This is a genomic window from Streptomyces canus (genome assembly GCF_001514145.1).
Lineage (GTDB): Bacteria > Actinomycetota > Actinomycetes > Streptomycetales > Streptomycetaceae > Streptomyces > Streptomyces canus.
In genome coordinates, this window is sequence record NZ_KQ948657.1 from 916,019 (window position 1) to 942,628 (window position 26,610).

At 70.9% G+C, this 26,610-nt stretch carries 27 protein-coding genes; 7 read left to right on the forward strand and 20 right to left on the reverse strand.

Annotated features, from left to right (window positions below; all coding sequences use genetic code 11):
* Positions 1-36: 36 nt before the first annotated feature.
* Both AQJ46_RS09015 and AQJ46_RS09020 read right to left on the reverse strand, forming a co-directional pair.
* Entirely contained in the window at positions 37-1,953 is a 1,917-nt protein-coding gene (locus tag AQJ46_RS09015) for an AMP-dependent synthetase/ligase (RefSeq protein WP_059205019.1), read from the reverse strand.
* A gap of 221 nt (positions 1,954-2,174) precedes the next feature.
* On the reverse strand, positions 2,175-3,461 hold the full coding sequence (locus AQJ46_RS09020) for an acetyl-CoA C-acetyltransferase (RefSeq protein ID WP_059205020.1): 1,287 nt from the start codon (positions 3,459-3,461) through the stop codon (positions 2,175-2,177).
* 88 nt (positions 3,462-3,549) lie between these two features.
* Here AQJ46_RS09020 and AQJ46_RS09025 point away from each other — a divergent pair, with 88 nt between their 5' ends.
* Complete coding sequence (locus AQJ46_RS09025) at positions 3,550-4,830, forward strand: 3-oxoacyl-ACP reductase (protein ID WP_059205154.1); 1,281 nt, start codon at positions 3,550-3,552, stop codon at positions 4,828-4,830.
* A gap of 5 nt (positions 4,831-4,835) precedes the next feature.
* Positions 4,836-5,747, forward strand: coding sequence for a MaoC family dehydratase (locus tag AQJ46_RS09030; RefSeq protein WP_059205155.1), 912 nt, complete (start codon positions 4,836-4,838; stop codon positions 5,745-5,747).
* Positions 5,748-5,774: 27 nt separating this feature from the next.
* On the opposite strand, the gene AQJ46_RS09035 is transcribed toward AQJ46_RS09030, so the two are convergent.
* The 7 genes from AQJ46_RS09035 to AQJ46_RS09065 all read right to left on the reverse strand — a co-directional run bounded on the left by AQJ46_RS09035 (position 5,775) and on the right by AQJ46_RS09065 (position 11,221).
* A complete protein-coding gene (locus AQJ46_RS09035) occupies positions 5,775-6,449 on the reverse strand; it encodes a TetR/AcrR family transcriptional regulator (protein WP_059205021.1) in 675 nt (224 codons plus the stop codon).
* A 46-nt stretch (positions 6,450-6,495) separates the two neighbouring features.
* A complete protein-coding gene (locus tag AQJ46_RS09040) occupies positions 6,496-6,807 on the reverse strand; it encodes a DUF4229 domain-containing protein (RefSeq protein ID WP_059205022.1) in 312 nt (103 codons plus the stop codon).
* 96 nt (positions 6,808-6,903) lie between these two features.
* Positions 6,904-7,428, reverse strand: a complete 525-nt coding sequence (locus AQJ46_RS09045) for a GNAT family N-acetyltransferase (RefSeq protein WP_059205023.1) — start codon at positions 7,426-7,428, stop codon at positions 6,904-6,906.
* A 58-nt stretch (positions 7,429-7,486) separates the two neighbouring features.
* Positions 7,487-8,137, reverse strand: coding sequence for a UdgX family uracil-DNA binding protein (locus AQJ46_RS09050; RefSeq protein ID WP_107117226.1), 651 nt, complete (start codon positions 8,135-8,137; stop codon positions 7,487-7,489).
* Positions 8,138-8,812: 675 nt separating this feature from the next.
* Positions 8,813-9,976: an aminofutalosine synthase MqnE gene (gene mqnE / locus AQJ46_RS09055; RefSeq protein WP_057608042.1), complete on the reverse strand. Its 1,164-nt coding sequence runs from the start codon at positions 9,974-9,976 to the stop codon at positions 8,813-8,815.
* Between the two features lie 47 nt (positions 9,977-10,023).
* Complete coding sequence (locus AQJ46_RS09060) at positions 10,024-10,479, reverse strand: Lrp/AsnC family transcriptional regulator (RefSeq protein ID WP_057608043.1); 456 nt, start codon at positions 10,477-10,479, stop codon at positions 10,024-10,026.
* Between the two features lie 58 nt (positions 10,480-10,537).
* Positions 10,538-11,221, reverse strand: a complete 684-nt coding sequence (locus AQJ46_RS09065; RefSeq protein ID WP_063803778.1) for a UbiX family flavin prenyltransferase — start codon at positions 11,219-11,221, stop codon at positions 10,538-10,540.
* 92 nt (positions 11,222-11,313) lie between these two features.
* Between AQJ46_RS09065 and AQJ46_RS09070 the strand changes: the two genes are divergently transcribed.
* Positions 11,314-11,907, forward strand: coding sequence for a rhomboid family intramembrane serine protease (locus AQJ46_RS09070; protein ID WP_059205025.1), 594 nt, complete (start codon positions 11,314-11,316; stop codon positions 11,905-11,907).
* 15 nt (positions 11,908-11,922) lie between these two features.
* Here AQJ46_RS09070 and mqnP read toward each other — a convergent pair whose 3' ends face one another.
* Positions 11,923-12,825, reverse strand: a complete 903-nt coding sequence (mqnP, locus tag AQJ46_RS09075; protein WP_057608046.1) for a menaquinone biosynthesis prenyltransferase MqnP — start codon at positions 12,823-12,825, stop codon at positions 11,923-11,925.
* Positions 12,822-14,279: a menaquinone biosynthesis decarboxylase gene (locus tag AQJ46_RS09080; protein WP_059205026.1), complete on the reverse strand. Its 1,458-nt coding sequence runs from the start codon at positions 14,277-14,279 to the stop codon at positions 12,822-12,824. Before AQJ46_RS09080 ends, mqnP begins: the two co-directional genes overlap by 4 nt.
* Positions 14,280-14,366: 87 nt before the next feature.
* Between AQJ46_RS09080 and AQJ46_RS09085 the strand changes: the two genes are divergently transcribed.
* Both AQJ46_RS09085 and AQJ46_RS09090 read left to right on the forward strand, forming a co-directional pair.
* Positions 14,367-14,759: a PLD nuclease N-terminal domain-containing protein gene (locus AQJ46_RS09085; protein ID WP_059205027.1), complete on the forward strand. Its 393-nt coding sequence runs from the start codon at positions 14,367-14,369 to the stop codon at positions 14,757-14,759.
* 81 nt (positions 14,760-14,840) lie between these two features.
* Entirely contained in the window at positions 14,841-16,232 is a 1,392-nt protein-coding gene (locus AQJ46_RS09090; protein ID WP_059205028.1) for a purine-cytosine permease family protein, read from the forward strand.
* A gap of 4 nt (positions 16,233-16,236) precedes the next feature.
* Here AQJ46_RS09090 and AQJ46_RS09095 read toward each other — a convergent pair whose 3' ends face one another.
* The 3 genes from AQJ46_RS09095 to AQJ46_RS09105 all read right to left on the reverse strand — a co-directional run bounded on the left by AQJ46_RS09095 (position 16,237) and on the right by AQJ46_RS09105 (position 18,566).
* Positions 16,237-17,058, reverse strand: a complete 822-nt coding sequence (locus AQJ46_RS09095; protein ID WP_059205029.1) for a hypothetical protein — start codon at positions 17,056-17,058, stop codon at positions 16,237-16,239.
* Between the two features lie 91 nt (positions 17,059-17,149).
* A complete protein-coding gene (locus AQJ46_RS09100) occupies positions 17,150-18,124 on the reverse strand; it encodes an isopenicillin N synthase family dioxygenase (protein WP_059205030.1) in 975 nt (324 codons plus the stop codon).
* On the reverse strand, positions 18,117-18,566 hold the full coding sequence (locus AQJ46_RS09105) for a nucleoside deaminase (RefSeq protein WP_208616895.1): 450 nt from the start codon (positions 18,564-18,566) through the stop codon (positions 18,117-18,119). Before AQJ46_RS09105 ends, AQJ46_RS09100 begins: the two co-directional genes overlap by 8 nt.
* A 93-nt stretch (positions 18,567-18,659) precedes the next feature.
* Here AQJ46_RS09105 and AQJ46_RS09110 point away from each other — a divergent pair, with 93 nt between their 5' ends.
* Positions 18,660-19,934 (forward strand): PucR family transcriptional regulator, encoded by a 1,275-nt coding sequence (locus AQJ46_RS09110; protein WP_059205032.1) that lies wholly within the window; start codon positions 18,660-18,662, stop codon positions 19,932-19,934.
* Here the strand turns inward: AQJ46_RS09110 and AQJ46_RS09115 are convergent.
* Positions 19,931-20,830 carry a transglutaminase-like domain-containing protein gene (locus tag AQJ46_RS09115; protein ID WP_059205033.1) on the reverse strand — a complete coding sequence of 300 codons (900 nt, stop codon included), beginning with the start codon at positions 20,828-20,830 and terminating at the stop codon, positions 19,931-19,933. The genes AQJ46_RS09110 and AQJ46_RS09115 overlap by 4 nt on opposite strands.
* A 112-nt stretch (positions 20,831-20,942) precedes the next feature.
* A complete protein-coding gene (locus AQJ46_RS09120) occupies positions 20,943-21,917 on the reverse strand; it encodes a quinone oxidoreductase family protein (RefSeq protein WP_059205034.1) in 975 nt (324 codons plus the stop codon).
* An 87-nt stretch (positions 21,918-22,004) separates the two neighbouring features.
* Here AQJ46_RS09120 and AQJ46_RS09125 point away from each other — a divergent pair, with 87 nt between their 5' ends.
* Positions 22,005-22,331, forward strand: coding sequence for an ArsR/SmtB family transcription factor (locus AQJ46_RS09125; RefSeq protein WP_059205035.1), 327 nt, complete (start codon positions 22,005-22,007; stop codon positions 22,329-22,331).
* Positions 22,332-22,335: 4 nt separating this feature from the next.
* Here AQJ46_RS09125 and AQJ46_RS09130 read toward each other — a convergent pair whose 3' ends face one another.
* The 4 genes from AQJ46_RS09130 to AQJ46_RS09145 all read right to left on the reverse strand — a co-directional run bounded on the left by AQJ46_RS09130 (position 22,336) and on the right by AQJ46_RS09145 (position 26,609).
* Complete coding sequence (locus tag AQJ46_RS09130; RefSeq protein ID WP_059205036.1) at positions 22,336-22,734, reverse strand: SRPBCC family protein; 399 nt, start codon at positions 22,732-22,734, stop codon at positions 22,336-22,338.
* A 95-nt stretch (positions 22,735-22,829) separates the two neighbouring features.
* A complete protein-coding gene (gene ccsB / locus AQJ46_RS09135) occupies positions 22,830-23,924 on the reverse strand; it encodes a c-type cytochrome biogenesis protein CcsB (RefSeq protein WP_059205037.1) in 1,095 nt (364 codons plus the stop codon).
* A 186-nt stretch (positions 23,925-24,110) separates the two neighbouring features.
* Complete coding sequence (resB, locus tag AQJ46_RS09140) at positions 24,111-25,832, reverse strand: cytochrome c biogenesis protein ResB (protein ID WP_059205038.1); 1,722 nt, start codon at positions 25,830-25,832, stop codon at positions 24,111-24,113.
* A 3-nt stretch (positions 25,833-25,835) separates the two neighbouring features.
* A complete protein-coding gene (locus tag AQJ46_RS09145; protein ID WP_059205039.1) occupies positions 25,836-26,609 on the reverse strand; it encodes a cytochrome c biogenesis CcdA family protein in 774 nt (257 codons plus the stop codon).
* Position 26,610: the final 1 nt, after the last annotated feature.

A 26,610-nucleotide genomic window follows, 5' to 3' on the forward strand; every position in this document is an offset into this window, starting at 1 on the left:
CAAACGTCTTCATGAGGTCTCCACCCCCCACGGCGCTCAGCGCTCGTACAGCCCCTCGATCGCCCCCGCGAAGTCCCGCATGACCGCTTCCCGGCGCAGTTTCATCGACGGGGTCAGATGGCCCGCCGCCTCGGTGAGGTCGGTCGGCAGGACGGTGAAGCGGCGGATGGACTCGGGGCGGGAGACCATCTTGTTCGCCTCGTCCACCGCGCGTTGCAGGACCGCCCTCAACTCCTCGTCGTTGATGAGGAGTTCGGCGGGAACAGGGTGTTTGCCGTTCATCTGGCGCCAGTGGTTGACGCCGTCCATGTCCAGGCTGATCAGGGCCGAGATGTAGGGGCGGCGGTCACCGAGGACCATGCACTGCGAGATCAGGGGGTGCGAGCGGAGCCAGTTCTCCAGCGGGGCCGGGGCGACGTTCTTGCCGCCGGCCGTGATCAGGATCTCCTTCTTGCGGCCCGTGATCGTCAGATAGCCCTCGTCGTCCAGCTGTCCGATGTCGCCGGTCGGGAACCAGCCGTCGGCCGAGGCGGGGGCCACCCCCTCGCCGTACGGGTCCCAGTAACCCCGGAACACCTGACCGCCGTTCAGCAGGATCTCACCGTCCGCCGCGATGCGGACCCGGGTGCCCGGGATGGGCCAGCCTACCGTGCCCAGGCGGGGCTTCAGGGGAGGGGTGCAGGTCGCGGCCCCGGTCGACTCCGTCAGGCCGTAGCCCTCGTAGATCTCCATGCCCGCGCCCGCGTAGAACGCGGCGAGCCGGCGGCCGAGCGGGGAGCCGCCGGAGATGATGTGCCGGATCCTGCCGCCCATGGCGTTGCGGATACGGCGGTACACGAGCGGGTCGTAGAAGGTGCGGGCGGCTCTGAGGGCCGCGCCCGGGCCGGAGCCGGTGCCCGCGTGACGGGTCTCCATCGCCTCGCCGTAGCGGACGGCGACGTTGGTCGCGCGGTCGAAGACCGTCACCCGGCCGCCGCTCTCCGCCTTGGCGCGGGCGTTGTTGAAGACCTTCTCCAGCATGTAGGGGATCACGAGGAGGAAGGTCGGCTTGAAGCTGCTCAGGTCGGCCAGCAGGTCCTCGGCCTGGAGACTCGGCGCGTGGCCGAGGCGGACGCGGGCGCGGACGCAGGCGATGGCCACCATGCGGCCGAAGACGTGCGAGATGGGCAGGAAGAGGAGGGTCGCCAGGTCCGCCTCGTCCGACTTCGACTTGAAGACCGGGTAGAGGAGCTCGATCGCGTTGTCGACCTCGGCGAGGAAGTTGCCGTGGCTGAGCACACAGCCCTTGGGGCGGCCGGTGGTGCCGGAGGTGTAGACGACGGTGGCGACCGTGCCCGGGCCCAGCATGCCGCGCCGTACGCCGATCTCCTGGTCGGGGACGGCCTGGCCGAGCTCCCCCAGGCGCTCCACATGGCCCTTCTCCATGATCCACATGTGCCGCAGGTCGGGAAGGCGGCTGAGCTCGGGACCGAGGGCGGCGGCCTGGCCGGCCGTCTCCGTCACCAGGGCGACCGCGCCGGAGTCCTGGAGGATGAAACGGGTCTGGAAGACGGAGGACGTGGGGTAGATGGGGACCGTCACCAGGCCCGCGGCCCAGGCGGCGAAGTCGAGGAGCGTCCACTCGTACGTCGTGCGCGCCATGATCGCGACCCGGTCGCCCGGCATCAGGCCCTCCGAGATCAGGCCCTTCGCCACGGCCAGCACCTGCCGCGCGAACTCCGCCGCCGTCAGATCGACCCAGCGGCCGTCCTCCGTACGGCGGCTCATCACCCGCTGCTCCGGCGCCGCCTCGGCGTTGTCGAAGGGCAGGTCGGCGAGCGAGCCATGCGTCAGCGGCGGGACCAGCGGCGGCACCGACACCTCGCGGACCTCACCGTCCAGCCGCACGATCTCGGGTTCCACGAGCACGGGTGCGCCGTCGTAGTCGTGACCGGACACGTACGAGAGGGACATGGTCAGCTCCTGGGACGTGCAGCTCGGTAGCGTTCCGCTGCATGAGGTACGCAGGGGACGTACCGGGGCGTTCACCCGCGAGTGCGCCTGGAAGGGTTACCTGGGGTTAGGACGGTGATCCTAAGTGGCTCAAGTGGGGGGTCTGTGCGGGTTCGTTGATGGTCCGGAGCCGGGACTGTGCAACCTCGACCGCAAAGTGAGACTTTGTCAGCTGTCGACGCTTACGGACGCTCCAGAATCGCCGTCACCCCCTGCCCGCCCGCCGCGCACACGGAGATCAGGCCGCGGCCCGGGCCGTCCCGTTCGGCCAGCAGTTTCGCGAGCGTGGCGACGATCCTCGCACCGGTCGCGGCGAAGGGATGCCCGGTGGCGAGGGAGGATCCGGTGACGTTGAGGCGGGCCCGGTCCACCGGGGCCAGGCCCTGCTTCTCCCAGGCCGCGAGGGTCGCCAGGACCTGGGAGGCGAAGGCCTCGTGGATCTCGACCAGGTCGAAGTCGTCCATGCCGAGACCGGCCCGCTCCAGCATGCGGGGGACGGCGTGGGCGGGGGCCATGAGCAGCCCGTCCTCTCCCTGTACGACATCTCCTTGCACGAAGTCCACGGCCGCCGTCTCGCACGCCGTGAGGTAGGCCAGTACCTCCAGCCCGCGCGCCTCGGCCCATTCCTCCGACGCCAGCAGCACGACCGCGGCGCCGTCCGTCAGCGGGGTCGAATTCCCGGCCGTCATGGTCGGGTCGGGGTCCTTGAGCCCGAACACCGGCTTGAGTGTGGCGAGTTTGCCAGGCGTCGAGTCGGGGCGGAGGTTCTGGTCGCGGGCCAGCCCGCGGAAGGGAACCACCAACTCCTGGAAGAAGCCGCGTTCGTACGCCGCCGCCAGCCGCTGGTGACTCGTCGCGGCCAACTCGTCCTGGGCCTCCCGCGTCACGCCCCACGCGCGAGCGGTGACGGCAGCGTGCTCGCCCATGGACAGGCCGGTGCGGGGTTCGGCGTTGCGGGGGATGTCGGGGACCAGGTGGGTCGGACGGATGCGCGCGAGCGCCTTCAGGCGGGCGCCGGCCGACTTCGCGCGCCGGGCCTCCAGCAGGATGCGGCGCAGGTCGTCGTTGACGCCGAGGGGTGCGTCGCTCGCGGTGTCCGCACCGCCCGCGATCGCGGATTCCGTCTGCCCCAGGGCGATCTTGTTGGCGGCGGCGATGACGGCCTGGAGGCCGGTCCCACAGGCCTGCTGGATGTCGTACGCCGGGGTGCGCGGGTCCAGTTTCGAGCCGAGGACCGTCTCGCGCGCGAGGTTGAAGTCGCGGCTGTGCTTGAGGACGGCACCCGCGACGAACTCCCCGACCGCGCCGGACCCTTGGAGCCCCTGGCGTTCGACGAGGGCGTCGAGGACGGCGGTGAGCATGTCCTGGTTCGAGGCGGTGGCGTACGGGCCGTCCGAGCGGGCGAAGGGGACGCGGGCACCGGCGACGATCGCCACGCGCCGGGCGACCGGCGGCTTCAGGGGGCTCATTTCCACCAGCTCCTCACCTCGGACATAGCCTTACCTACGGTAACCTTACTCCAGAGTAAGGAATCTGCGACCGACCCGGGAGATGGACATGGCCGACCGCTATCTGAGCTTCACCGGTACCGCGCCGGGTCGGTTCCTCACCCGCCGCCTGGGGCTTCCGCAACCTGCCGTTCTGCGGCGGTGGTCGGAGGGGTCCCCGGGGTTCGAGGGCGGGGTGCTGCATCTCACCGCGGGGAAGTCACAGCTTTCCGGTCCGGCGTTCTCGTCCCCGTCGGGCACCCCGGCCGCGGTGCTCCTCGACGCCACCGGGGTGGGGGACGTCGAGGGGCTCGCGGAGGTGCACGCGGCACTGCACCCGGTCCTGCGGTCGGTCGCCGAGAGCGGGCGGGTCGTCGTCCTGGGGGCGCCGCTCGATCCCGTGGACCATCACCAGGCCGCCGCCCAGCAGGCGTTGGAGGGATTCACGCGCTCGCTGGGCAAGGAGATCGGGCGGGGCAGAACGGTCAACCTCGTACGGCTCACCGATGCGTCCGCGGCCGAGTCGACGCTGCGTTTCCTGCTCTCCCCCAAGTCGGCGTACGTCAGCGGTCAGGTGATCGAGGTCGGGGCGGCGCAGGAGGCCGACGTCGACTGGTCCCTCCCGCTCGCCGGGCGGACGGCCCTGGTGACCGGCGGGGCGCGGGGCATCGGTGCGGCGGTCGCCGAGACGCTGGCCAGGGACGGGGCCCGGGTGGTCGTACTCGATGTGCCGGGGGCGCAGGCGGATGCCGAGCAGCTTGCCGCGCGGCTGGGGGGCAGTGCCCTCGCGCTGGACATCACGGCCGCGGACGCGGGCGCGCGGATCGCGGAGGCGCTCCCCGAGGGGCTGGACGTGCTGGTCCATAACGCGGGGATCACCCGGGACCGGCGGCTGGTCAACATGCCCGCGGAGCGCTGGAGTTCGGTGCTCGAGGTGAATCTGGCGAGCGTGCTGCGCACGACGGACGCGCTGCTGGAGACGGGCACGCTGAGGCGGGGCGGGCGGATCGTCGCCACCGCGTCCATCGCGGGGCTCGCGGGGAACGCCGGGCAGACGAACTACGGCGCGAGCAAGGCCGGTGTCGTCGGGCTGGTGCGCTCGCTGGCGCCCCGGGCGCGGGCCGAGCACGGGGTCACGGTGAACGCGGTCGCTCCCGGGTTCATCGAGACGAAGATGACGGCGGCGATCCCGCTGTTCATCCGGGAGGCGGGGCGGCGGATGAACTCCCTCGGCCAGGGCGGGCTGCCGGCCGACGTGGCCGAGACGACGGCGTGGCTGGCGCACCCCGCGTCCGGCGCGGTGAACGGGCAGGTCGTGCGGGTGTGCGGCCAGAGTCTGCTGGGGGCGTAGTGGGGATGCACTCGGACGACGGGCAGGCCGGGGGGTCGTGCGGCGAGGAGTCGAACGGCCCGGGCCCGGATCCCCGCGGACCGCTCACCGTCCTCGCTCAGTCTCCCTCCCTCACTCCCCTCCTGGCCGTGGGCGCCCTGCGCTCCCCCTTCAAGCGGCCCGCCGCGACCGCGGACTTCCCCCGCACCCGGCTGGTGCTACCCGGTCTGCGGGTGGACCTCGCGCGGCTCGCCGCCTACGAGCGGGTGTGCGGGTTCCCCACCGGGGAGGACGCGTTGCCGGTGACGTATCCCCATGTGCTGGGCTTTCCCCTGGCCATGAGCCTGATGAGCGGGCGGGACTTCCCACTGCCGTTGCTCGGGCTCGTGCACACGTCGATCGAGATCACGCGGTACCGGGGGCTGGTGGCCACGGGCGAGTACGAACTCACCGTGTACGTCGACGGGTTGGCGCCGCACCGGCGCGGTACGGAGGCCGCGGTGGTCACCGAGCTGCGGGTGGGCGAGGAGGTCGTATGGGAGTCGGTGAGCACGTATCTGGCCCGGCACCGCACGAAGGGAACCGACCGGGAGCAGGACCGCGAGCGGCATGAACCGCTGCCCGGCGTCGACGAGTGGCGGCTGGCCGGGGACATCGGCCGGCGTTACGCCGCCGCGTCCGGCGACCGCAACCCGATCCACCTGTACCCGCTCACGGCCCGCCTCTTCGGCTTCCCGAGGGCGATCGCGCACGGCATGTGGACGGCGGCCCGCTGCCTGGCCGCCCACGGCACGCCCCAAGCGGTGCTGGTCCGGGCGGAGTTCAGGGCACCGGTGCTGCTGCCGAGCACGGTGACGTACGCGGCGAACGGCGAGCGCTTCGAGCTGTGCGGCGGGGAGCGCGTGCACGTGAGCGGGGGCGTCCATCCACTGACGTGAGGCGGACGCGGGCTTCGGACGCTGCTGTCAGCCGACCTGCAGCGGTGCGCCCTCCGACGGTGTGTCCCGGAGGGTCCACGGTCGGCCCTCCATCAGGTTTCCGAGGCCCGCCCACGCGAAGTTCATGAGGGTGGCCGCCGACTGCCTCGCGGTCACGCCCTCGGTCGCGTTGGCCCAGGCCGCGAGGGACTCGGCGGCGCCGACGAGCGCCTCGGCGAGGCCGGCGACCTCGCGCTCGGGCAGGTCGGGATCGCGGTGCGCCTCGCGGGCCGCCACCACGATCAGGTGGGTCACGAACGCCACGATCTCCTCGCGCATCGCGGTGACCTCGGCGGCGAACGCCTCACCGTGGATACGGGCCTGGAGATGCAGCACGGACCAGGCGTGCGGGCTCCCCGAGGTGTGGGTGAAGAACGCCAGCAGCCCGTCCCAGAGCTGGCGGTCGGCCGGCAGCTCCGTCCGCACCCCCGTCCGCACCGCCTCCGTGAGCGCGGCCGCCTCCCGGCGGATGCACGCGGTGAAGAGGTCTTCCTTGGAGTTCAGGTACAGATACACCAACGGCTTCGACACACCGGCGACTTCGGCGATCTCGTCCATCGACGCGGCCATGTACCCACGCTGCCCGAAGATCTCCACTGCGGCGTCCAGCATCTGCTGCTCCCGCACGGCACGCGGCATCCGCTTGCTCTTCACGACACCCATGCGCAAAGCCTACGGTCACGCGGGCACGGCAGCGCGGGCGTTGACCTCAGGAGGTCTGCGGGGCCTGCCCCTGGGGACGGCTCGCCTCGTCGGCTGCCTCGTCCTCCTGGCTGCGGTTCGCCTCGAGGTTGGCCTTCATCCGGTCGACCCGCTGCACGACCTTGATGGAGGCGCGGTCACGCTCCTTGCGCAGGACCACGAAGCTGATCGGAGCCGAGAGCAGCAGGGAGAGCAGGACGATCCACATGCCGTTGGAGTCGCCGAGGCCGCGCGGGGCGAGGCCGGAGTAGACGAGGCCCCAGACGACCACGAGGCAGCCCACCAGGATCCCGAGGCGCATCAGCGTGTAGCGGAGCATGTCAATCCACTCTTCCGTATCCGTATCGAACGGCCCGAACACCCCAAAGGGGCACCGTCCAGTGAAGCACGCCGGACACCCGGTCTTCGAACGGGGTCAGGCGAGCGGCAGCAGCATGATCACGTCGTCCCGGTCGTCACCCGGTGCGACGCGGATCGCGCCGGGTATGCGGCCGACCTCCTTGTAGCCGCAGGAGCCGTAGAAACGCTCCAGACCGAGGCCGCCGCGACAGGTGAGCCGTATCGCCTCGATGTCCTCGAAGGTGCGGGCCGCGTCGGCCGCCGCCGAGAGGAGGTCGCGGCCGTAGCCCCTGCCCTGGTGGCGGGGGTGCACCATCACCGTGTACAGCCACACCCAGTGGGTCATGAGCCGGTGCGTGTTGAGGCTGAAGAAGGCGGTGGCGGCGACCTGTCCGTCCTCGTCGTGTCCTACGAGCAGCCGCGTGCGTCCCTCCGCCATCCCCACGAAGTGCTTCACCAGCTCGGGGCGGACCGTCTCCCGCTCCACCGGCGCCACGAAACCGACGGCTCCGCCCGCGTTGGAGACGTCCGTCCACAGGTCGAGGACCCCGTCGCGAAGGGCGGGGGTGACGGCCGGGTCGAGGGTGAAGGTAAGGGGCATGGGGGAAGGCTAGACATTACGCATCCGGCGCCTCAACCCGATTCCGGCGTCACATGCGTCACCCCAGCGCCCGGGCCGCCACCTCCAGGTCCGTCACCAGGCCCCGGTACGCACCCTCCCTGTCCTCGGCCCGCAGTACGGCCGACGGATGCACGGTCGGCACGAGTCGCTCCCGCCTGCCGTGGATCTCCTCCTCCAGCACGGTCCCGCGCACCTGCGTCACCCGGAACGACGAGCCGAGCAGCGCCTTGCCGGCGGTGGCGCCGAGGACGACGATCAACTCCGGTTCGACGAGCTCCAGCTCCTTGGCGAGCCAGGGGCCGCAGGCCGTCATCTCCCGGAGGCTGGGCGCCTTGTGGATACGGCGCTTGCGGGGCTCGGCCTGCGTGAACTTGAAGTGCTTCACCGCGTTGGTGACGTAGGCGTCCGCCGGTTCGATACCGGCCTCCGCGAGGGCACGGTCGAGAAGCTTGCCGGCGGGACCGACGAAGGGCTTCCCCTGCCGGTCCTCCTGGTCGCCGGGCTGCTCCCCGACGAGCATCACGCGCGCGTGTACGGCGCCCTCGCCGAAGACGGTCTGCGTCGCGTCCCGGTGCAGGGGACAGCCACGGCAGCCGGCGGCGGCCTTGCGCAGCGCGGCCAGACCGCCGCGGCCGGGAACGAAGGGTTCGGCGGTGTAGGCGTCTTCCGGTGACTTGGTGCTCACCATGCTGGGCGAGTACCCGGGGTGGGGGAACGCGAACGAAGGGGACGACTTGCGCCGGAAGCGCGGCTGGGGCCGGTGGGGGCCGGTCGCGCAGTTCCCCGCGCCCCCAAGGGGCTGCAGCCGCCGTCCGCCGCGGGCGGGCCCACGCGACCGGAAGAGGCCACTCGCGCCCGACACGCGACTGCGGGCCGGCAGGAGCCCGTCGCGCAGTTCCCCGCGCCCCCAAGGGGCTGCAGCCGCCGTCCGCCGCGGGCGGGCCCACGCGACCGGAAGAGGCCACTCGCGCCCGACACGCGGCTACGGGCCGGCAGGAGCCCGTCGCGCAGTTCCCCGCGCCCCCAAGGGGCTGCAGCCGCCGTCCGCCGCGGGCGGGCCCACGCGACCGGAAGAGGCCACTCGCGCCCGACGCGCGACTGCGGGCCGGTAGGGACCCGTCGCGCAGTTCCCCGCGCCCCCAAGGGGCTGCAGCCGCCGTCCGCCGCGGGCGGGCCCACGCGACCGGAAGAGGCCACCTACGCCCGACGCGCGGCTGCGGGCTGGTAGGGGCTGGTCGCGCAGCCCCGCGCCCTCAAGGGGCTGCAGCCGCCGTCCGCCGCGGGCGGGCCCACGCGACCGGAAGAGGCCACTCGCGCCCGACGCGCGGCTGCCCCCCGCGCCCCTCGGCGTCCGACCTCGGGGTCAGAGCCGCATCGGCTGCGGCTCCTCGCGGCGTCCCGCGTCCGGGCCGTCGTACTCGCGAATGATCTCGTACCGCGTGTTCCGCTCCACCGGGCGGAAGCCCGCGTCGCGGATCAGGTCCAGCAGGTCCTCGCGGGTCAGTTTGTTCGGGGTGCCGTAGTTGTCGGCGTCGTGGGTGATCTTGTACTCGACCACCGAGCCGTCCATGTCGTCCGCGCCGTGCTGGAGGGCCAGCTGGGCCGTCTGGACGCCGTGCATGACCCAGAAGACCTTGACGTGCGGGACGTTGTCGAACAGCAGCCGGGAGACCGCGAAGGTCTTCAGGGCCTCCGCGCCCGTCGCCATCCGCGTGCGCGCCTGGAGGCGGTTCCTGACCTTGCCGTCCTTCACGTCCACGAAGTCGTGCTGGTAGCGCAGCGGGATGAAGACCTGGAAGCCGCCGGTCTCGTCCTGGAGCTCGCGCAGGCGCAGGACGTGGTCGACGCGGTGCCGGTGCTCCTCGATGTGGCCGTACAGCATGGTGCTCGGGGTCTTGAGACCCTTCTCGTGCGCCAGGCGGTGGATCCGGGACCAGTCCTCCCAGTGGGTCCGGTGGTCCACGATGTGCTGCCGGACCTCCCAGTCGAAGATCTCCGCGCCACCGCCGGTGAGGGACTCCAGGCCCGCGTCGATCAGCTCGTCCAGGATCTCCGACGCCGACAGACCCGAGATGGTCTCGAAGTGGTGGATCTCCGTCGCGGTGAAGGCCTTCAGGGAGACGTCCGGAAGCGCGGCCTTCAACTCGCGCAGCGACCGCGGGTAGTAGCGCCACGGCAGGTTCGGGTGCAGGCCGTTGACGATGTGCAGTTCGGTGAGGTTCTCGCCCTCCATCGCCTTGGCGAGCTTCACCGCCTCCTCGATGCGCATCGTGTACGCGTCCTTCTCGCCCGGCTTGCGCTGGAAGGAGCAGTAGGCGCAGGACGCCGTGCACACATTGGTCATGTTGAGGTGACGGTTGACGTTGAAGTGGACGACGTCGCCGTTCTTCCGCGTCCGCACCTCGTGCGCGAGGCCGCCGAGCCAGGCCAGGTCGTCCGACTCGTACAGTGCGATGCCGTCCTCACGGGTCAGCCGTTCACCGGCCCCGACCTTCTCCTCCAGCTCGCGCTTGAGCCCGACATCCATGCCCACACCTCTTCCGACGACCCCGAACGACTCCGACAACCGTACGTCTACGCCTCTTCGGGCAGCTCTCCGACCCGGTTCTCCCACTTCGTGGAGAGCACGATCGTGGTACGGGTCCGGGAGACGCCCTTGGTCCCGGACAGCCGCCGGATGATCTTCTCCAGACCGTCGACGTCCGACGCCCGGACCTTCAGCATGTACGAGTCGTCACCCGCGATGAACCAGCAGTCCTCGATCTCGCCGAGGTCCCTCAGCCGGCGCGCCACGTCCTCGTGGTCGACGGCGTCCCCCAGCGAGATACCGATCAGCGCGGTGACGCCGAGGCCGAGCGAGGCGGCGTCGACGGTGGCGCGGTAACCGGTGATGACCCCGGCCGCCTCCAGCCGGTTGATGCGGTCGGTGACGCTGGGTCCCGACAGACCGACGAGGCGCCCCAGCTCCGCGTAGGAGGCCCGGCCGTTCTCCCTCAGGGCCTGGATGAGCTGCCTGTCCACCGCGTCCATGCGATCGAAGCCTTCCGCTGAAAAGTGCCTGAAGTGATGAGAGGTACTGCCACGTGCCTTACTGACCCGACGCGCCGCCGCCCAGCTCGCCCTGCCAGCGGCGGTACAGGTCGTGCCCGACCCCCGCGGCGTCCAGCACCCGCCCGGCGACGAAGTCCACCAGGTCCTGGATGTGGGTGGCGCCCGCGTAGAAACCCGGCGAGGCCGGGACCACGCTCGCGCCCGCGTCGTCGAGCGTGACGAGATGCCGGAGGGTCTGGCCGTTCAAAGGGGTTTCCCGTACGGCCACGACCAGCTTGCGGCGCTCCTTGAGGGTGACGCTCGCGGCCCGCTGCAGCAGGTCCTTGGACAGGCCGAGGGCGACTCCGGCGACGCAGGCGGTGGAGGCGGGGACGATCAGCATCCCCTTGCTCGGATACGACCCCGAGGACGGCCCCGCGGCCAGGTCCCCGGCGTTCCAGTACCGCACGTCGGTGATGTCCGCCTCGAAGGTGCCGGGCTTGCCGTCGGCCCCCCGGTCCAGCCATTCCCGCAGGTCCTCGCGCCAGTGCGCGTCCCGGAAGGAGATCCCCGTCTCGTCGAGGAGGGTGAGCCGCGAGGCACGGGAGACCACCAGGTCGACGCTCTCACCGGCGGCGAGGAGCGCGCGCAGCACGGACGCGGCATACGGGGTGCCGGAGGCGCCGGACACCCCTACGATCCAAGGCGTACGCCGCGTCTCTCCTGGCTTGACTGGGTTCACACCCCCGAGCCTATCCGGCGCCACAGGGTGGGAACCGGCCAAGGGGGCCGGTCGTTCCTTGGATGGGGACGAGTGAGTGGTGGGGGGTTGCCATGACGGGCAGGGAACTCGAGTGGTCGCGCGGTGATCGCGCCAAGGCCGCGGCCAAGGTGATGGTGGGCTGGGTCGCGCTGCTGTGGCTGCTGGAAGTGGTGGACGTGGCGAGCGGCCACGCGCTCGACGGCCTCGGCATCACACCCCGCACCCCGTCCGAGCTGGTCGACGTCGTCCCGGCCGCCTTCATCCACTTCGGCTTCGCCCACGTGGCAGCGAACACCGTCCCGCTGCTGGTCATGGGCTTCCTCGCGGCCCTCGGCGGCCTGCGCCGGTTCGCCGCCGTCTGCGCCCTGATCATCGTGGCCGACGGCCTGGGCGTCTGGCTCATAGCCCCGGCCCACACCAACACGGCGGGCGCGTCGGGCCTGATCTTCGGCCTCTTCGGCTACCTGCTGGTCACCGGCTTCGTGGAGCGGCGCCCGCTGGGGGTGCTGGTGGGTCTGCTGGTCGGCGCGGTGTGGGGCACGTCGATCCTGGTGGGCCTGGCGCCCACGCAGTCGGGGGTCAGCTGGCAGGGGCACCTGCTGGGCCTGGTGGCGGGGGTGGCGGCGGCGTTCGTGTTCAAGCGCCGGACGCCTGAACCCGCCTAGCGGCCCGGGGCCGGGTCAGACCGTCAGTCCCCGCACCAGCAGATCCAGCAACGCACACACGAACAGGGCAATCCCGATGAAGCCGTTGACGCTGAAGAACGCCCGGTTCAGGCGGGACAGATCATGCGGCCGCACGATCGAGTGCTCGTAGACGAACGCACTCGCCACGATCATCAGGCCCACCCAGAAGAACCCGCCCGCCTCCGTGGCGACGGCGTACCAGATGAGGAGGGACATCGTCAGGAAGTGGCAGACCCGGGCACCCCAGATCGCCGCGGGGATGCCGAAGCGCGCCGGCACCGACATGACGCCGATCTCCCGGTCCGTCTCCACGTCCTGGCAGGCGTAGATCAGGTCGAACCCGCCGATCCAGATGCCGACGGCGAGGCCCAGGACGACCGCGTCCCAGGACCACTCCCCGGTGATCGCGAGCCAGCCGCCCACCGGTCCCATCGCCTGGGCGAGACCCAGGATGGCCTGCGGGAAGTTCGTGAACCTCTTGCCGTACGGGTAGACCACCATCGGGATGACGGCGACCGGGGCCAGCGCCAGGCACAGCGGGTTCAGCAGCGCCGCCGAGCCGAGGAAGACCACGACCGCGACCAGCGCACCGGTCCAGGCGTGCTTCACCGACATCGCACCGGTGACCAGCTCGCGCTGTGCCGTCCGGGGGTTCCGCGCGTCGATCTCCCGGTCGATGATCCGGTTGACCGCCATCGCGAAGGTCCGCAGGCCGACCATGCAGATCGTCACCAGGAGCAGCCGCCCCCAGTGGATGTTCTTGTCCCACTCGAACATCGCGGTGAGCGCGGCGATGTACGCGAACGGCAGCGCGAAGACCGAGTGCTCGATCATCACCAGCCGCAGGAAGGCTTTCGTGCGTCCCGGTTGCGGGAGTGCCGCGGAGGCGCTGCTCACAGTCCGTACTCCTTCCACCGGCGGTCGACCTTCGCCGCCGTCTCGGGGTCGGACAGGACCATCTCGGGCCAGCCGCCGTCCCGTGTGTAGCCCTCCTCGGGCCACTTCCTCGTCGCGTCGATGCCCGCCTTGCCGCCCCAGAACTGCTGGTAGGAGGCATGGTCGAGGTGATCGACGGGCCCCTCGACGACCGAGAGGTCACGGGCGTAGTCCGTGTTGCCCAGCGCCCGCCAGGCGACCTCGTGCAGATCGTGCACGTCGCAGTCGGCGTCGACGACCACGATCAGCTTGGTCAGGGACATCATGTGTGCCCCCCACACCGCGTGCATCACCTTCTGCGCGTGCTTCGGGTACTTCTTGTCGATCGAGACGATCGCGCAGTTGTGGAAGCCGCCCGCCTCGGGCAGGTGGTAGTCCACGATGTCCGGCACGATGATCTTCAGCAACGGAAGAAAGAACCGTTCCGTCGCACGGCCCAGCGGTCCGTCCTCCGTCGGGGGGCGGCCTACGACGATCGACTGGAGCAGCGGCCGCTTCCGCATCGTCACGCAGTCGATCTTCAGCGCCGGGAACGGCTCCTGCGGGGTGTAGAACCCGGTGTGGTCGCCGAAGGGTCCCTCCGGCAGCATCTCGCCCGGCTCCAGCCACCCCTCGATGACCACCTCGGCCTGCGCCGGGACCTGGAGCGGGACCGTCTTGCAGTCCACCATCTCGATCCGCTTGCCCGCGATGAACCCGGCGAAGAGGTACTCGTCGATGTCGCCGGGCAGGGGCGCCGTGGAGGCGTAGGTGACCGCGGGCGGGCAGCCGAAGGCGATGGCCACCGGGAGGCGTTCGCCCCGCCGGGCCGCGACCTGGTAGTGGTTGCGGCTGTCCTTGTGGATCTGCCAGTGCATGCCGATCGTGCGCTTGTCGTGGCGCTGCAGGCGGTACAGACCGAGGTTGCGGATCCCGGACTCCGGGTCCTTGGTGTGGGTCAGGCCCAGGTTGAAGAAGGACCCGCCGTCCTGCGGCCACGTGAAGAGGGCGGGGAGCTGGTCGAGATCGACGTCGTCGCCGGTGAGGACGACCTCCTGGACCGGGGCGTCCCCGGACTTCACCTTCTTCGGCGGGACGTGTGTCATCGCGCCGAGCTTCCCGAAGGCCTCGCGCACGCCCACGAAACCGTGCGGCAGCTCGGGCCGCAGCAGTCCGCCGATCTTCTCGGAGATGTCGCCGTACGACTTCAGGCCGAGGGCCTTCAGGAGCCGCCGGTCCGTCCCGAAGACGTTCATGGCCAGCGGCATCGCGGACCCGCGGACGTTCTCGAAGAGCAGCGCGGGACCGCCCGCCTTCTGCACCCGGTCGACGATCTCCCCGACCTCGAGATACGGGTCGACCTCGGCCTTGATCCGCTTGAGGTCTCCCTCGCGTTCCAGTGCCCTGAGCAGGGAGCGAAGATCGTCGTAAGCCATGGGGTCCAGTATCCCCGAGCCGCTACCCTGACCCCGTCAGGGGCCTGTCACAGGCTCCACACAACGTTCCCTGGGGGCCAAAAGCACATGTTCCGGCTGCTGATGTACCTGATCCCGCTGGCGCTGACGATCTACGCGTTCATCGACTGCCTCAACACCCCCGAGGACGAGGCCAAGCACCTCCCCAAGATCGCCTGGGTCTTCATCATCCTGCTGTTCTGGATCGTCGGCCCCGTCGCGTGGCTCGCGGCCGGCAAGCTGCGCAACCCGCCGGCGAACGGCCGTACGCCCTCGGAGTGGCACCGCAACCACCGCACGCAGTACGTCGCTCCCGACGACAACCCGGAGTTCCTGAACTCCCTCAAGGCGGACAACAAGAAGGACGAGGCGCTCCTCAAGGACTGGGAGGCCGACCTGCGCCGCCGCGAGGAGGAGCTGAAGCGCCGCGAGTCCGGCGAGGACCCCAAGGACGCCTCCTGACAAGGTGTACGTCGGCGGGCCCCCCGAAACGGACAATGCGCCCCTGGGCGCAGGCCGGTACGGACCGGACACTTACCTCGCATGACGACAGCTCCCGCCGACTCCGCCGGCACCCTCGCCCCCGCCTATGGTGACAAGGTCATCGCCGTCGAGTCGGCGGGCTCGGAACCCATCCCCGAGTCCGAACGCCACGGCGGCCCGCTGCAACTGCTGTGGACCTGGGCCTCTCCGAACATCGAGTTCGCGACCGTCTTCATCGGTGTGATCGCGGTCCTCTTCTTCGGTCTGAGCTTCTGGCAGGCCACGGCCGCCATCGTGCTCGGCACCGCGCTCGGCGCGCTCACCCAGGGCGTGCTGTCCCTGGACGGGCCGCGCTTCGGGGTGCCGCAGATGGTGATCGGCCGCCTCTCCTTCGGCCACCGCGGCAACATCCTGCCCGCCGCGGCCAACGGCCTGGTGGCGGGCGTCGGCTGGTTCGCGGTGAACAGTGTGAGCGCGGCCTTCGCGCTCAACACCCTGACCGGGCTGCGACCGTTGCCGTCCCTCCTGCTCGTGGTGGCCGCCGAGATCCTGATCGGTTTCATCGGCCACAACTTCGTCCACGTCTTCGAGAAGTACGCCTTCCCCGCCCTCGCGGTGATCTTCCTGCTGGCCGGGGTGTGGACCTTCAAGGACGCGCACCTCGGCGGGGGCGGCACGGGCGGCGGAATCGGCGGCTTCCTGCTCGCTTTCAGCGCGGCCTGGGGCTACGCGGCGGGCTGGAACCCGTACGCCTCGGACTACTCGCGCTATCTCCCCCGTACGGCGAACAAGGCCAGGACGGTCCTGTACCCGGCGCTCGGCCTGTTCCTGTCGGTCACCGTGGTCGCGGTGATCGGCGCGGCCTCGGCGACCATCGTGGCCCCGAAGGACGCGACCCCGACGGCGGCCTTCACGGGCCATCTCCCGGGCTGGCTCGGCGACCTGGTGCTGCTCGCGATCATCCTGGGCGCGGTCTCGGCGAACGCCCTCAACGTGTACTCCGGCGCGATCTCGATCGCCTCCTTCGGCCTGAACCTGCCCGCCTGGCTGAGCCGGAGCGTGCTGGTCGTGGTGTCCGGGGTCGCCGGTACGGCGGCGGCGTGGGCGTCGCTCTCGGACGCGGGGGCGGCGTACGAGGCGTTCCTGCTGGTGATCGCGTACTGGGTGGCGCCGTGGCTGGGCGTGGTCCTGGTGGAGCGGTGGCTGCGGGCGCGGGTGCCCCAGGAGCAGTCGGCGGCCCGTCTGACCGACCGCTCCTTCACCAACTGGCCGGGTCTTGCCGCCCTGTTGATCGGCGTGGCGGTCTCCGTGCCGCTCTTCTCCAACCAGGAGGACTACGTCGGCTACGTACCGGAGCACTGGCCGTCGTTCGGGGACATCACCCCGGTGGTCGGCTTCGCGGTGAGCGCGGTGCTGTACGCGGCGCTGCGCAGGCGGTCACCGGCGCGGTGACCGCTCAGCCCTCCTTCGCCGGGTCGCTGCCGTGCAACGCGGAGGCGGTGACCGCCTGTTGGGCCCGGCAGGTGTGCTGTTCGTCGGCCGGGGCGGCCCACAGCGGGATCAGTCCGGCGGCGGCGGACCCGGAGTCCATGCGCAGGTAGTGGCAGACGCCGTTGACGCGCAGGGCCACGGCGTAGACGCCGGTGCCGGCCTCCCTGCCGGAGAGGTCGGTCACCGTGTCCTTGGCGGAGACCAGGCGCTTGTCGGTCAGGAAGCGGGTGGCGCCGTCGGCGGTGTGGTCGTAGCCGGCGGCCGACATCTTGCGGTAGGCGCTCGCGGTGGCGGGTTGCCGGGCGAGCAGTCCGCCCATCTGTGCGGCGAGGCTGCCGGGTCGGCCGTCGGCCTGGGCGTTCGGGCAGGTCATGTCGGTGTGCTTCACGCTGAAGGCGCCGCGGGCGAAGGTGAAGCGGTAGCAGCGGACGGGGTAGGCGCGCGCGGAGACGGTCGTCCCGGTGGGCGGCACCAAGCCCAGCATCACCTCGGCGGTGTGGCCGAGGGTGCCGTCCGCGTCGATGCCCAGCAGCGCGCCGCCGTGTTCCTCGACCTGCGCGACGATCGTGCCCTCGGTGAACTGCCCGCCGTAGGTGCCGCCGCCCGCCGAGTAGAAGCCGGCGGTCAGATCCTGGCGCAGATCCTGGGCGAGCGCGGCGGCCTGCGCGTCGACAGCCGAGGAGTCCGGGCCGGTGATCCGCTGGTAGAGCAGGGTGCCGCCGACTCCGGCGGCCGCGGCGACGAGGGCGGTCGCCGTGACCAGCAGTCCCCGTACGGCTTTCCTCATGTCTCCCCCAGCTGCGACGGCCGCCCCGGAAAACGGCCGTCGCACTGTATCCCCCGTAACCGGAGGGACTACGGGGGACCCTGGGATCGCTTCAGTCGACCGTGATCGAGTCCAGCTTCGCCCTCAAGTACACGTGGGAGTCGACGGGTTCGTGCGCCACCCGCCCCACCGGTGCCGGTACCGACTCGACGGTCGTGCCCGGGGTGCACTCACCGAAGTAGACGAGGGACATCAACTCCTCGGCGGGCGCGTCGGCCGGGGGCGGCAGCACCCGGTGCCGACCGGACCGCCACCGGTCCCCCGTCCAACGGGCCATCAGGTCACCGATGTTGATGGTGAAGGCGTCCGGGTCGAAGGGCGCGTCCTCCCAGCCGCCCTCGTCCGTGAACACCTGGAGCCCGCCCTTGCCGGCCTGCCGGTCGAGGATCGTCACCGTGCCGAAGTCGGTGTGCGGGCCGATGCGGAACTGGCCCGGCTGCGGCTCTCCGATCACCTCCGTGCCCGGGTACCAGTTGATGTTGAAGCCGTACGTCGGATGGTCCATGTGCCGGGAGAAGAAGTCGGGTGCGAGCCCGAGGGCCTCGCCGAGGAGCGACAGAAGCTGCTTCTCCAGCTCGCCCATCCGCTCCAGGTACTCCTCGCACAGCGTCTGGAGCTCGGGCACCTCGGCGGGCCAGACGTTCGGCGCGTACCACTCCGCGTTGACGACCGGGTCCTCGAAGGGCTCGTGGGTGGCGAAGGTCAGCGACTCCTTCAGGTCCGGCGGGGTCTCGGTGCCCTCCGAGTAGCCGTTGGCCTCGGCGCCGGGACCGAGCCAGCCGCGGCCGCCGACCTTCGCGGAGTACGGCTGCTTGACGTCCACGGGCATCCGGAAGAACGTCCGCGCGGCCTCCCGGATCCGGGAGCGCAGCTCCGGGTCGACACCGTGTCCGGTGACCAGGAAGAACCCGGCGGTCTGCAGGGCCTCGTCCAGGGTGCGGGCGATGGCGGCGCGGGCGCCGGGGTCCGCGGAGAGCCAGGGCCGCAGGTCGATGGTCGGGATGCGGGGCTGGGGGGTGTCACTCACCGATGTCCTCGTTCCACAGTGCCGGGTTCTTCTCGATGAAGTCGCGCATCAGCCGGATGCACTCGGGATCGTCGACGAGCACGATCTCCACGCCGTGCTCGGCGAGCCAGTCGTGCCCGCCGTGGAAGGTGGCGGACTCCCCGACGACGACCCGGCCGATCCCGAACTGCCGGACCAGACCGGAGCAGTACCAGCAGGGCGAGAGGGTGGTCACCATCGTCGTACCGCGATACGACCGCTGCCGTCCCGCCGCCCGGAAGGCGGCCGTCTCCGCGTGCATGGAGGGGTCGTCGTCCTGGACGCGCCGGTTGTGGCCGCGCCCGAGGAGGGTGCCGTCGGCGCCGTAGAGCGCGGCCCCGATGGGGATGCCGCCCTCGGCGAGCCCGGCGCGGGCCTCCTCGACGGCGGTGGCGAGCCACGTGTGAGCCTGTGCCTGATCCATGTCTCTCACTCTGCTGTGGCCGAAACACGAGGGCAACGTGCGGAAAGTACTCTCCCGGCAGCCCACAGCCGGACGAACTGTCGGGAGGCGCGCATGCCCGCACTCACTCTTCGCGAGATCCTCGCCCTCGATCCCGTCCGTGCCGCCGAGCCCGAGCTGCTGGCCGGACACACCGCTCTGGACCGCCCGGTGCGCTGGGTCCATTCCAGCGAGGTCTACGAGGGCGCGAACTTCCTGGACGGCGGTGAGCTGCTGCTCACCAACGGTTTCGGGCTGATGGACGCCGCCGACGAGGTCCGCCGTCGTTACGTCCGCGAGCTGGCCTCCCGGGGCGTCGCCGGGCTGGCCGTGGAGGTCGGGCGGTCCCTGCCGGCGATGCCCGCCGAGGTGGTCGACGAGGCCCGCCGCCGTGAGCTGCCGCTCCTGGCCATGCACCGGGTCGTGCCCTTCGTGCGGATCACGGAGGCCGCCAACCGGGCGATCGTGGCCCGCGGGCTGTCGGGCCGTGCGGTCGTACGGCCCTGGGGCGACGACCATACGGCGGCCCTGCTCGCCGACCTGGCCGACCGGGCGGCGCTGAACCAGCCGGAGGTGGAGGCGCGGGCGGCGCTCGCGGGCTTCCATCCCGGCCCCGGTGCCCGTCTGGTCGGGGTGTCCCTGCACGGCACGCGGGAGGTCGGGACGGTCGACCGCGCGGTACGGCTGCTCGGCGGCGCGGGCGTGCTGCGGGCCGCGTTCCCCGGTGACGTCCTGGCGCTGCTGTCCCTGCCCGGGGCGCGCCCCGGTGACCCCGTGAAAGCGGTGCAGGAAGTGTTCCGCACGGCCGCCGGCCCCGGGCTGACCGTGGCGGTGGGACACGCCGTCTCCGCCTCCCAGGGCGGCTGGCTGCGCTGGAGCGACACGCTGCGGGCGGCGCGTACGACCTTGGAGTTGGCGCTGACAGTCCCGGCCGCGGAGCCGGGTGTACCGGACGGCCCTCTGGTGACCTCGTCGAGGGCGCTGGCCCTGGAACGCGAGCTGACCAGGGGCGGCCTGGACGCCAACCGAGAGCGCCTCTCGGCCCTGGTCCACCACACCCTGGGCCCCCTGCTGACCTGGGAGGCATCCCACTCGAGCGACCTGGTCCGCACCCTGGAGACCCACCTGAGAAACGGCTGCTCCCCGACCCGCACAGCGGCCCTTCTCCACATAGGCCGCCAGTCCCTGTACCAACGCCTGGAACGCATAGAGACGTTGCTGGGACTGGACATCAACGACTCGGATCTGCTGGGCGAGTTGCTGACGGCAACATGCGCACACCGGCTGGTGGAGCGCCCTTCAGGGGCGCGACCAGCCACGACGGCACCGCACTTCAAACGAACCGCTTAACGCAAGGTGACAAGGTGCGCCCCGTTGAAGGGCGCGTAACACGTGACGGTTGACGGCGTCCGCAGCACGTCGTCCTCGGCGAACAGCTTCCGCGCGGCCTCGAACGACACGTCCCCGCTCACCACGGGCGCCACCCGGTCGTAGAACTCCCGCGACGCCTCGGGCAACGGCGTCCCCGGCTCCCCCTCGTCCTCACCCCAGACATCCCACAACAGCGTCTCCACCTTGTTCAGCGCGGCGAGGTCGAGCCGGATGTTCCCGGCCACGAAGCGCTCACCGAAGAAGGGCCCCTCGGTCGGCCGGTGCAGCCCGAACTCCGTCTCGTCCGCACCGTCCTCCCGGATCGCCCGCCAGGCCTCCCCGGCGACGAGGAAACGTGACCGGGGGACGTCCATCGGGTCGAAGTCCACGGGCCAGTTGGCGGTGATCTCGGGGTCGGTCAGCTGCGCGTCCGCGAGCAACCAGCCCCGCTGCTCGTCCCAGTACTCGGTGACCACGTGGTCACCGTGGAAGCGGGTCGGCCAGAAGTAGTCGGCGAACCCGGACCGCAGCCGGGCCGGGATGCCGACATGGCGCAGCAACGAGACGTGGAGCAGCGTGAAGTCGCGGCAGGTCCCGACGAACCGGTCCTCGGGCTCGCGGCGCACGGTCAGCGGGGCGTCGTTCCGCTCGACGAGGATCCGCAGGACGTCGTCGATGTAGCGGGACTCCGCGTCGTTGTGCAGACGGTCTGCCGGATGGGTGTGCCCGAAGAGCTCGCCCTCGACGCGATGGATCATCACATCCCGTACGAATCGGGCCAGTTGGCCGACGTCGCGCGGCAAGTCGCCGTAGAGACGAGCGAGATCACCCGGGTCGGAGAAGGTGCTCTGGGCGGCATAGAAGGGAAGGGACACGACGGCCTCCCGAAAAGCGTCATCGACCACGTGTTCGATTACGGGTCGGCGCACCCCACCGTGTCAAAATTCGCCGCCGAATGTCCAGAGGGCAGCGGCTTGCGGTCGGGGATCATCCGCCGACCCTCAGCAGGAGCTTGCCCGTGCTCGTCCGCGCCCCCATCAGCCGGTGCGCCTCCGCCGCCTCCTCGAGGCCGAACTCGGCGGTCACCGGTAGGGACACCGTGCCGTCGGCCACCGTCGCGAACGCCCGCTCGGACAGCGTCCGCAACTCGGCCGGGGCCTTCTGCGCGAGCGTGAGGATGGAGAAGCCGCCGACGGAGAGGCCGAGGGGGTACAGCTCGGGCTGGCCCACGGTCCACGCCGGCGCCCCGCTCGCGTTGCCGAAGGAGATCAGGCGGCCGTAGACCGCGAGGGAGGCCAGGGAGGCGCGGAAGGTGTCGCCACCGACCGGGTCCAGGGCCAGGTCCACGCCGCGCCCGCCGGTCGCCTCCCGTACCGCCTGCCCGAAGTCGCCGACGAACACCTCGTCGTACCCGTGCTCGCGGGCGTACGCCGCCTTGGCCTCGCCGGACACCACGCCGTACACCGTGGCGCCGGCCGCCCTGGCCAACTGGCCGGTCACCGTGCCGATTCCGCCCGCCGCGCCCTGGACCAGGACCGTCTCCCCCGCCCGGAGCCGGCCGACGGTGTGCACGAGGGCGTACGCCGTCGGGAGGACCGCGGGCAGGGTGGCCGCCGTACGCAGCTCCACGCCGGGCGGGAGCGGGAAGACGTTGACCGTGTCGGCCACGGCCACGTCCGCGTAGCCGCCGCCCACGGTCAGGGCTGCGGTCACCTCCTGGCCGACGCTCAGACCGGTCACGCCCTCTCCGAGCGCCCGGACCCGACCGGACACCTCCAGACCGGGGACGAACGGCAGCGCCGGCACCCGGTAGCCCTCCGAACGCGCCTTGAGGTCGGCGAAGTTCACCCCGGCGTACGCCACGTCGACGCTCACCTGACCGGGGCCCGGCTCGGGGACGTCCGCCTCGACGACCTTGAGGGCCTCGGGACCGCCGTACTCCTGGATCTCGACTGCGCGCATGACTCATCCCTACTGTTCAACGAAAATCGAACACTCGCCACTGTATGGTTTCCATCGAACACTCGGCAAGCGGAGCGGAAGGAATCCATGAGCACTCCCCGGCACCGGACCGCCCCCGAGCACACCCACCCGGACGACGTCCCGGTGCTCACCGCGCTCGCCGCGCTCGCCGATCCCGTCCGTCTGACCCTGGTGCGGGAGCTGGCGGGCTCGCCCGAGTGGAGCCGGGCCTGCGGCACCTTCGACGTGCCCGTCGGCAAGGCGGGGCTCAGCCACCACTTCGCGGTGCTGCGCGCGGCCGGGCTCGTGGAGCAGCGGGACGAGGGGCCGCGGCGCGTCAACCGGCTCCGGCGGACGGAGTTCGACGCCCGCTTCCCGGGACTGCTGGAACTCGTGCTCCGAGCGGGTTCCTGACCTTCTAGGCGTCCAGGGTTTCCAGCAGTCGTTCGAACCGAGCCCGCCACCCGGACTCGGTCTCGCCCTCCCCCTCGTACTCGTGCGTGAAGCGCAGGACGGCCCCGGCCTCCCCGTCCCGCTCCAGATGGAAGCGGACCCGGTCGCCCCGCTCCAGCGTGTACTCCGCGACCCGGTCGACGTCCCACGCGGTGACCTGCCCCTCCCCCAGGCCCGGCAGCACGACCGCGCCGCCGAGCCGGGGTTCCAGCACCTCCACCCCGGTCCACCAGGCCCCCAGCCCCTCCACGGTGGCCACGGCCGGCCAGACCCCTTCCATGGGGACCGGCAGCCGCACCAGGAAGCGCAGGATGCGGGTGCTGCCGTGGGTCCGGCTGCTGCCCTGCTCGACGGAACCGCTCATGACTCCAGGGTGGCGCGGAGCCCGGTCGTCCGCACGACGAAGGCCGGTTCCCGGTGACGCAGGTCACCAGGAACCGGCCTTCGCCGTACGTGGGTTCAGACGCCGGCGTAGGAGTGCTTACCGGTGACGAAGATGTTGACGCCGTAGTAGTTGAACAGCCAGCAGCCGAAGGCGAGCATCGCCAGGTAGGCGGCCTTGCGGCCCTTCCAGCCGGCGGTGGCGCGGGCGTGCAGGTAGCAGGCGTAGGCGACCCAGGTGATGAACGACCAGGTCTCCTTGGGGTCCCAGCCCCAGTAGCGGCCCCACGCGTCGCCCGCCCAGATCGCGCCCGCGATGATCGTGAACGTCCACAGCGGGAAGACGGCCGCGTTGACGCGGTAGGCGAACTTGTCGAGGCTCGCGGAGGCGGGCAGCCGGTCCAGGACGGAGTTGGCGAACCTGCCGGGGGTGCCGCCGGACGCGATCTTGTTCTCGTAGCTGTCCTTGAAGAGGTACAGGATCGTGGCGACCGCGCCGACGTAGAAGACCGCGCCGCAGAAGATCGCGGTGGAGACGTGGATGTACAGCCAGTACGAGTGGAGGGCGGGAACCAACTGGTCGCTGGCGGTGTACAAGACAGTGACGGCCAGGCCGAGATCGAGGAGGACCGTGGTGACCAGGAACAGCCCGAGCCAGCGCACGTTCTTCTTCAGGGCCAGCAGCCCCAGGTACACGGCGACGGCCACCGTGGAGAAGGTGATGTTGAACTCGTACATGTTGCCCCAGGGCGCCCGCTCCACCGAGGCCGCGCGGGCGACGACCCCGGCGAGCTCGACGAGAAAGGCGAGCACCGTGAGGGAGATGGCGATACGCCCGTAGAGGTCGCCCTGCTCGTCCCCGCCGTGCGCACCGGGCCCGTCGGGCACGTCCCGCGAGCCGGCCGCGGACCGCACCACGACCTGCGGCCGCTCCAGTACGGCGGTGCTGCCGCCCTTGGTCACGGTGACGGCCGGCGCCTTGGCCTTCGCGTCGGCGGTGAGCGCGGCGGCGGTCCGGCCGACCTTGCTGCGACTGCCGAGGAGCCATTCGGCGATGTAGGCGAAGAAGGCCAGCGTGTAGACGGCCATCGACGAGTAGATCAGCGTGTTGCTGATGTTGGCGAGATGCTCGTTGGTGGCGGTGGCCAACTCGGTTGCGGCGGCGTAAGTCACCTCAACACTCCTTCGGGTGAATGTCCCGGCGACTTGCTGTCGGGCGGTGAGGGCTGCGGGAAGCTTGGCGTCGTGTTACCGGGCTGGTTTCGACCCGGCTGGCGTTGATCGTGGAAGACCCGGAGGGCCGCTGGTCCATCGAGCGGCGAGAGCCAGGAATCTCCCCTGTTCCGCGCGGGAGAGGACTCAATTCTCAGCCCCTTCGCTAGACGCGGCGCCGGAGTCGGACACACCGTCCGGCTCCGCCTCCGTGGCCTCGGACGGGCTGGGAGCCTGGTCGAAAAGAACACCCGCCAGTTCGCCCAGCTCCTCCGGCACCTTCGCCGACTCGCTGCGGCCCAGGCCGGCCATCTCCACGACCGTCACCCCGTCGGCGCCGCGCACCGCCCGTACCCACACCCGGCGGCGCTGGATGAACAGGGACGCGGCGAGGCCGAAGATCGCGGTGAGGGCGCCGGCGAGGGCCCAGCCGCTGGCGGGCTGCTGGACGACCTGGAAGTTCGCCCACTGCTTGGTGCCCTCGTAGGTGACCGAACCGGCGCCGCCCGGGAGCTGCATGGTCTGGCCGGGCCTCAGGTTCTCCCTGAGCTGCGCGCCCTTGGAGTCCTTGAACCCCTTCACATGCGACTTGTCGAGCTGGTACACGCTCTGCGGGATGCCCGAGTCGACGCCGAGGTCACCGTGGTAGGGCGCGAGGTTGAGCACCGGGTTGTTCAGCGCGGGGAAGGTGGAGGCCGTCTCGCTGCCCTTGGTGTAGGTCGGCAGGAAGAAGGCCGAGATGCCCAGCTGCTCGCTGACGCCCTTGGGGTTCTTGTAGCCGTCGAGGACCTTGATCACGCCGGTGGAGGTGACGTTGGAGTCGAGCGGCAGCATCGCGACCGCGTCGTGGAAGACGACGTTGCCCTTGCCGTCCCGCACGGTGATGAGGGGCGCGTAGCCGTGGGCGGTGAGGTAGACCTTCGCGTCGCCGATCTCCAGCGGCTCGTTGACCTTGACGAGGGTCTTGTGACCCTTGCCGTAGGCACCCTCGCTGTAGGTGAGGGCGGCCTGGTAGAGGCGCGGGGTGCCCTTGTTGGGGCCGGAGGTCTCGTAGGTGCCGGTGAACTTGTTCAGGCGGAAGCTGAGCGGCACCAGATCGCCGGTGTCGAAGAGGTTCCCGGACTTGAAGTCGTCGTACTGGGTGAGGGTGTTGGAGAAGCCGTCGCCCTCGACGACCAGTTTGTTGCCCTCGGACTTGAAGAGCTGGCCCCAGGCGAAGGCGGTCAGCATCACGATGAGCGCGATGTGGAAGGCGAGGTTGCCGACCTCGCGCAGATAGCCCTTCTCACCGGCGACGTTGTCCCCGGTGAGGTGGGCACGGAAGCGCTTCTTCTTCAGCAGGGCGAGCGCCGCCTCGCGGACCTGCTCGGGCTCGGCCTCGGTGCGCCAGGTGGTGTAGGCGGGCAGCCGGGTCAGCCGCTTCGGGGCGCCCGGCGGACGGCTGCGCAGCTGCCCGACGAACTGCCAGGTGCGGGGCACGATGCAGCCGATGAGGGAGACGAACAGCAGGATGTAGACCGCGGAGAACCACACCGAGCTGTAGACGTGGAAGAGGCCGAGCTTGTCGTAGACGTCCCCGAGGGTGGGGTTGTTCTTGACGAAGTCGGCGACCTTCGTGGCGTCGGTCCCGCTCTGCGGGATCAGCGAGCCGGGGATGGCACCGAGCGCCACCAGCAGGAGCAGCAGCAGCGCGACCCGCATGGAGGTCAGCTGGCGCCAGAACCAGCGGGCCCAGCCGACGACCCCCAGGGTGGGCATGCTCAGGCTCTCCGCGGGCGCGGTGGAGAGCTGGGAGCCCGCGGCGCCGAGGTCCTGGTCGCCGACGGGAGCGTCGGGACCGGCAGGGGTGGCGGGTGTGGTCTTGCTCATGGATCAGATCCCCACAGTGAAGCCGGCGGACCAGGACTGGACGTCCTGCACGAGGCGGTCCCACGCGCCGGTCAGCAGCAGCAGTCCGGTCACGATCATCATGGTGCCGCCGATGCGCATGACCCAGACATAGTGGCGCTTGACCCAGCCGAAGGCGCCGAGCGCCTTACGGAAGGCGACCGCGGCGAGCACGAAGGGCAGGCCGAGGCCGAGGCAGTAGGCGACGGTCAGTATGGCACCGCGGCCCGCGCTGCCCTGCTGGGAGGACAGGGCGATCACCGAGGCGAGGGTGGGGCCGATGCAGGGGGTCCAGCCGATGCCGAACAGCGCGCCGAGCAGCGGGGCGCCGACCAGGCCCATGGTGGGCTTGTTGTGGAAGCGGAACTCCCGCTGGGTCATCCAGGGCATCAGGCCCATGAAGAAGACGCCCATGAGGATCATGAGCACGCCCAGCACCTTGGACAGCACGCTCTGGTTCTCCTGGAGCGTCTGGCCGAAGTAGCCGAACAGCGCCCCGCTGGAGACGAACACCGCGGTGAAGCCGAGCACGAACAGGGAGGCGCCCGCGACCATCCGGCCGCGCCGGGCCTCGGCCAGATCGGTGCCGGTGACGCCGGTGACGTACGACAGATAGCCCGGGACGAGCGGCAGGACGCAGGGTGAGAAGAAGGAGACCAGGCCGCCGAGGACCGCGATGGGCAGGGCGAGGAGCAACGCGCCGTTCAGGACGGTGCCGTTGTAGCCCGTCTCGGCGGCGAGCGTGGCGACTGCGCTCACG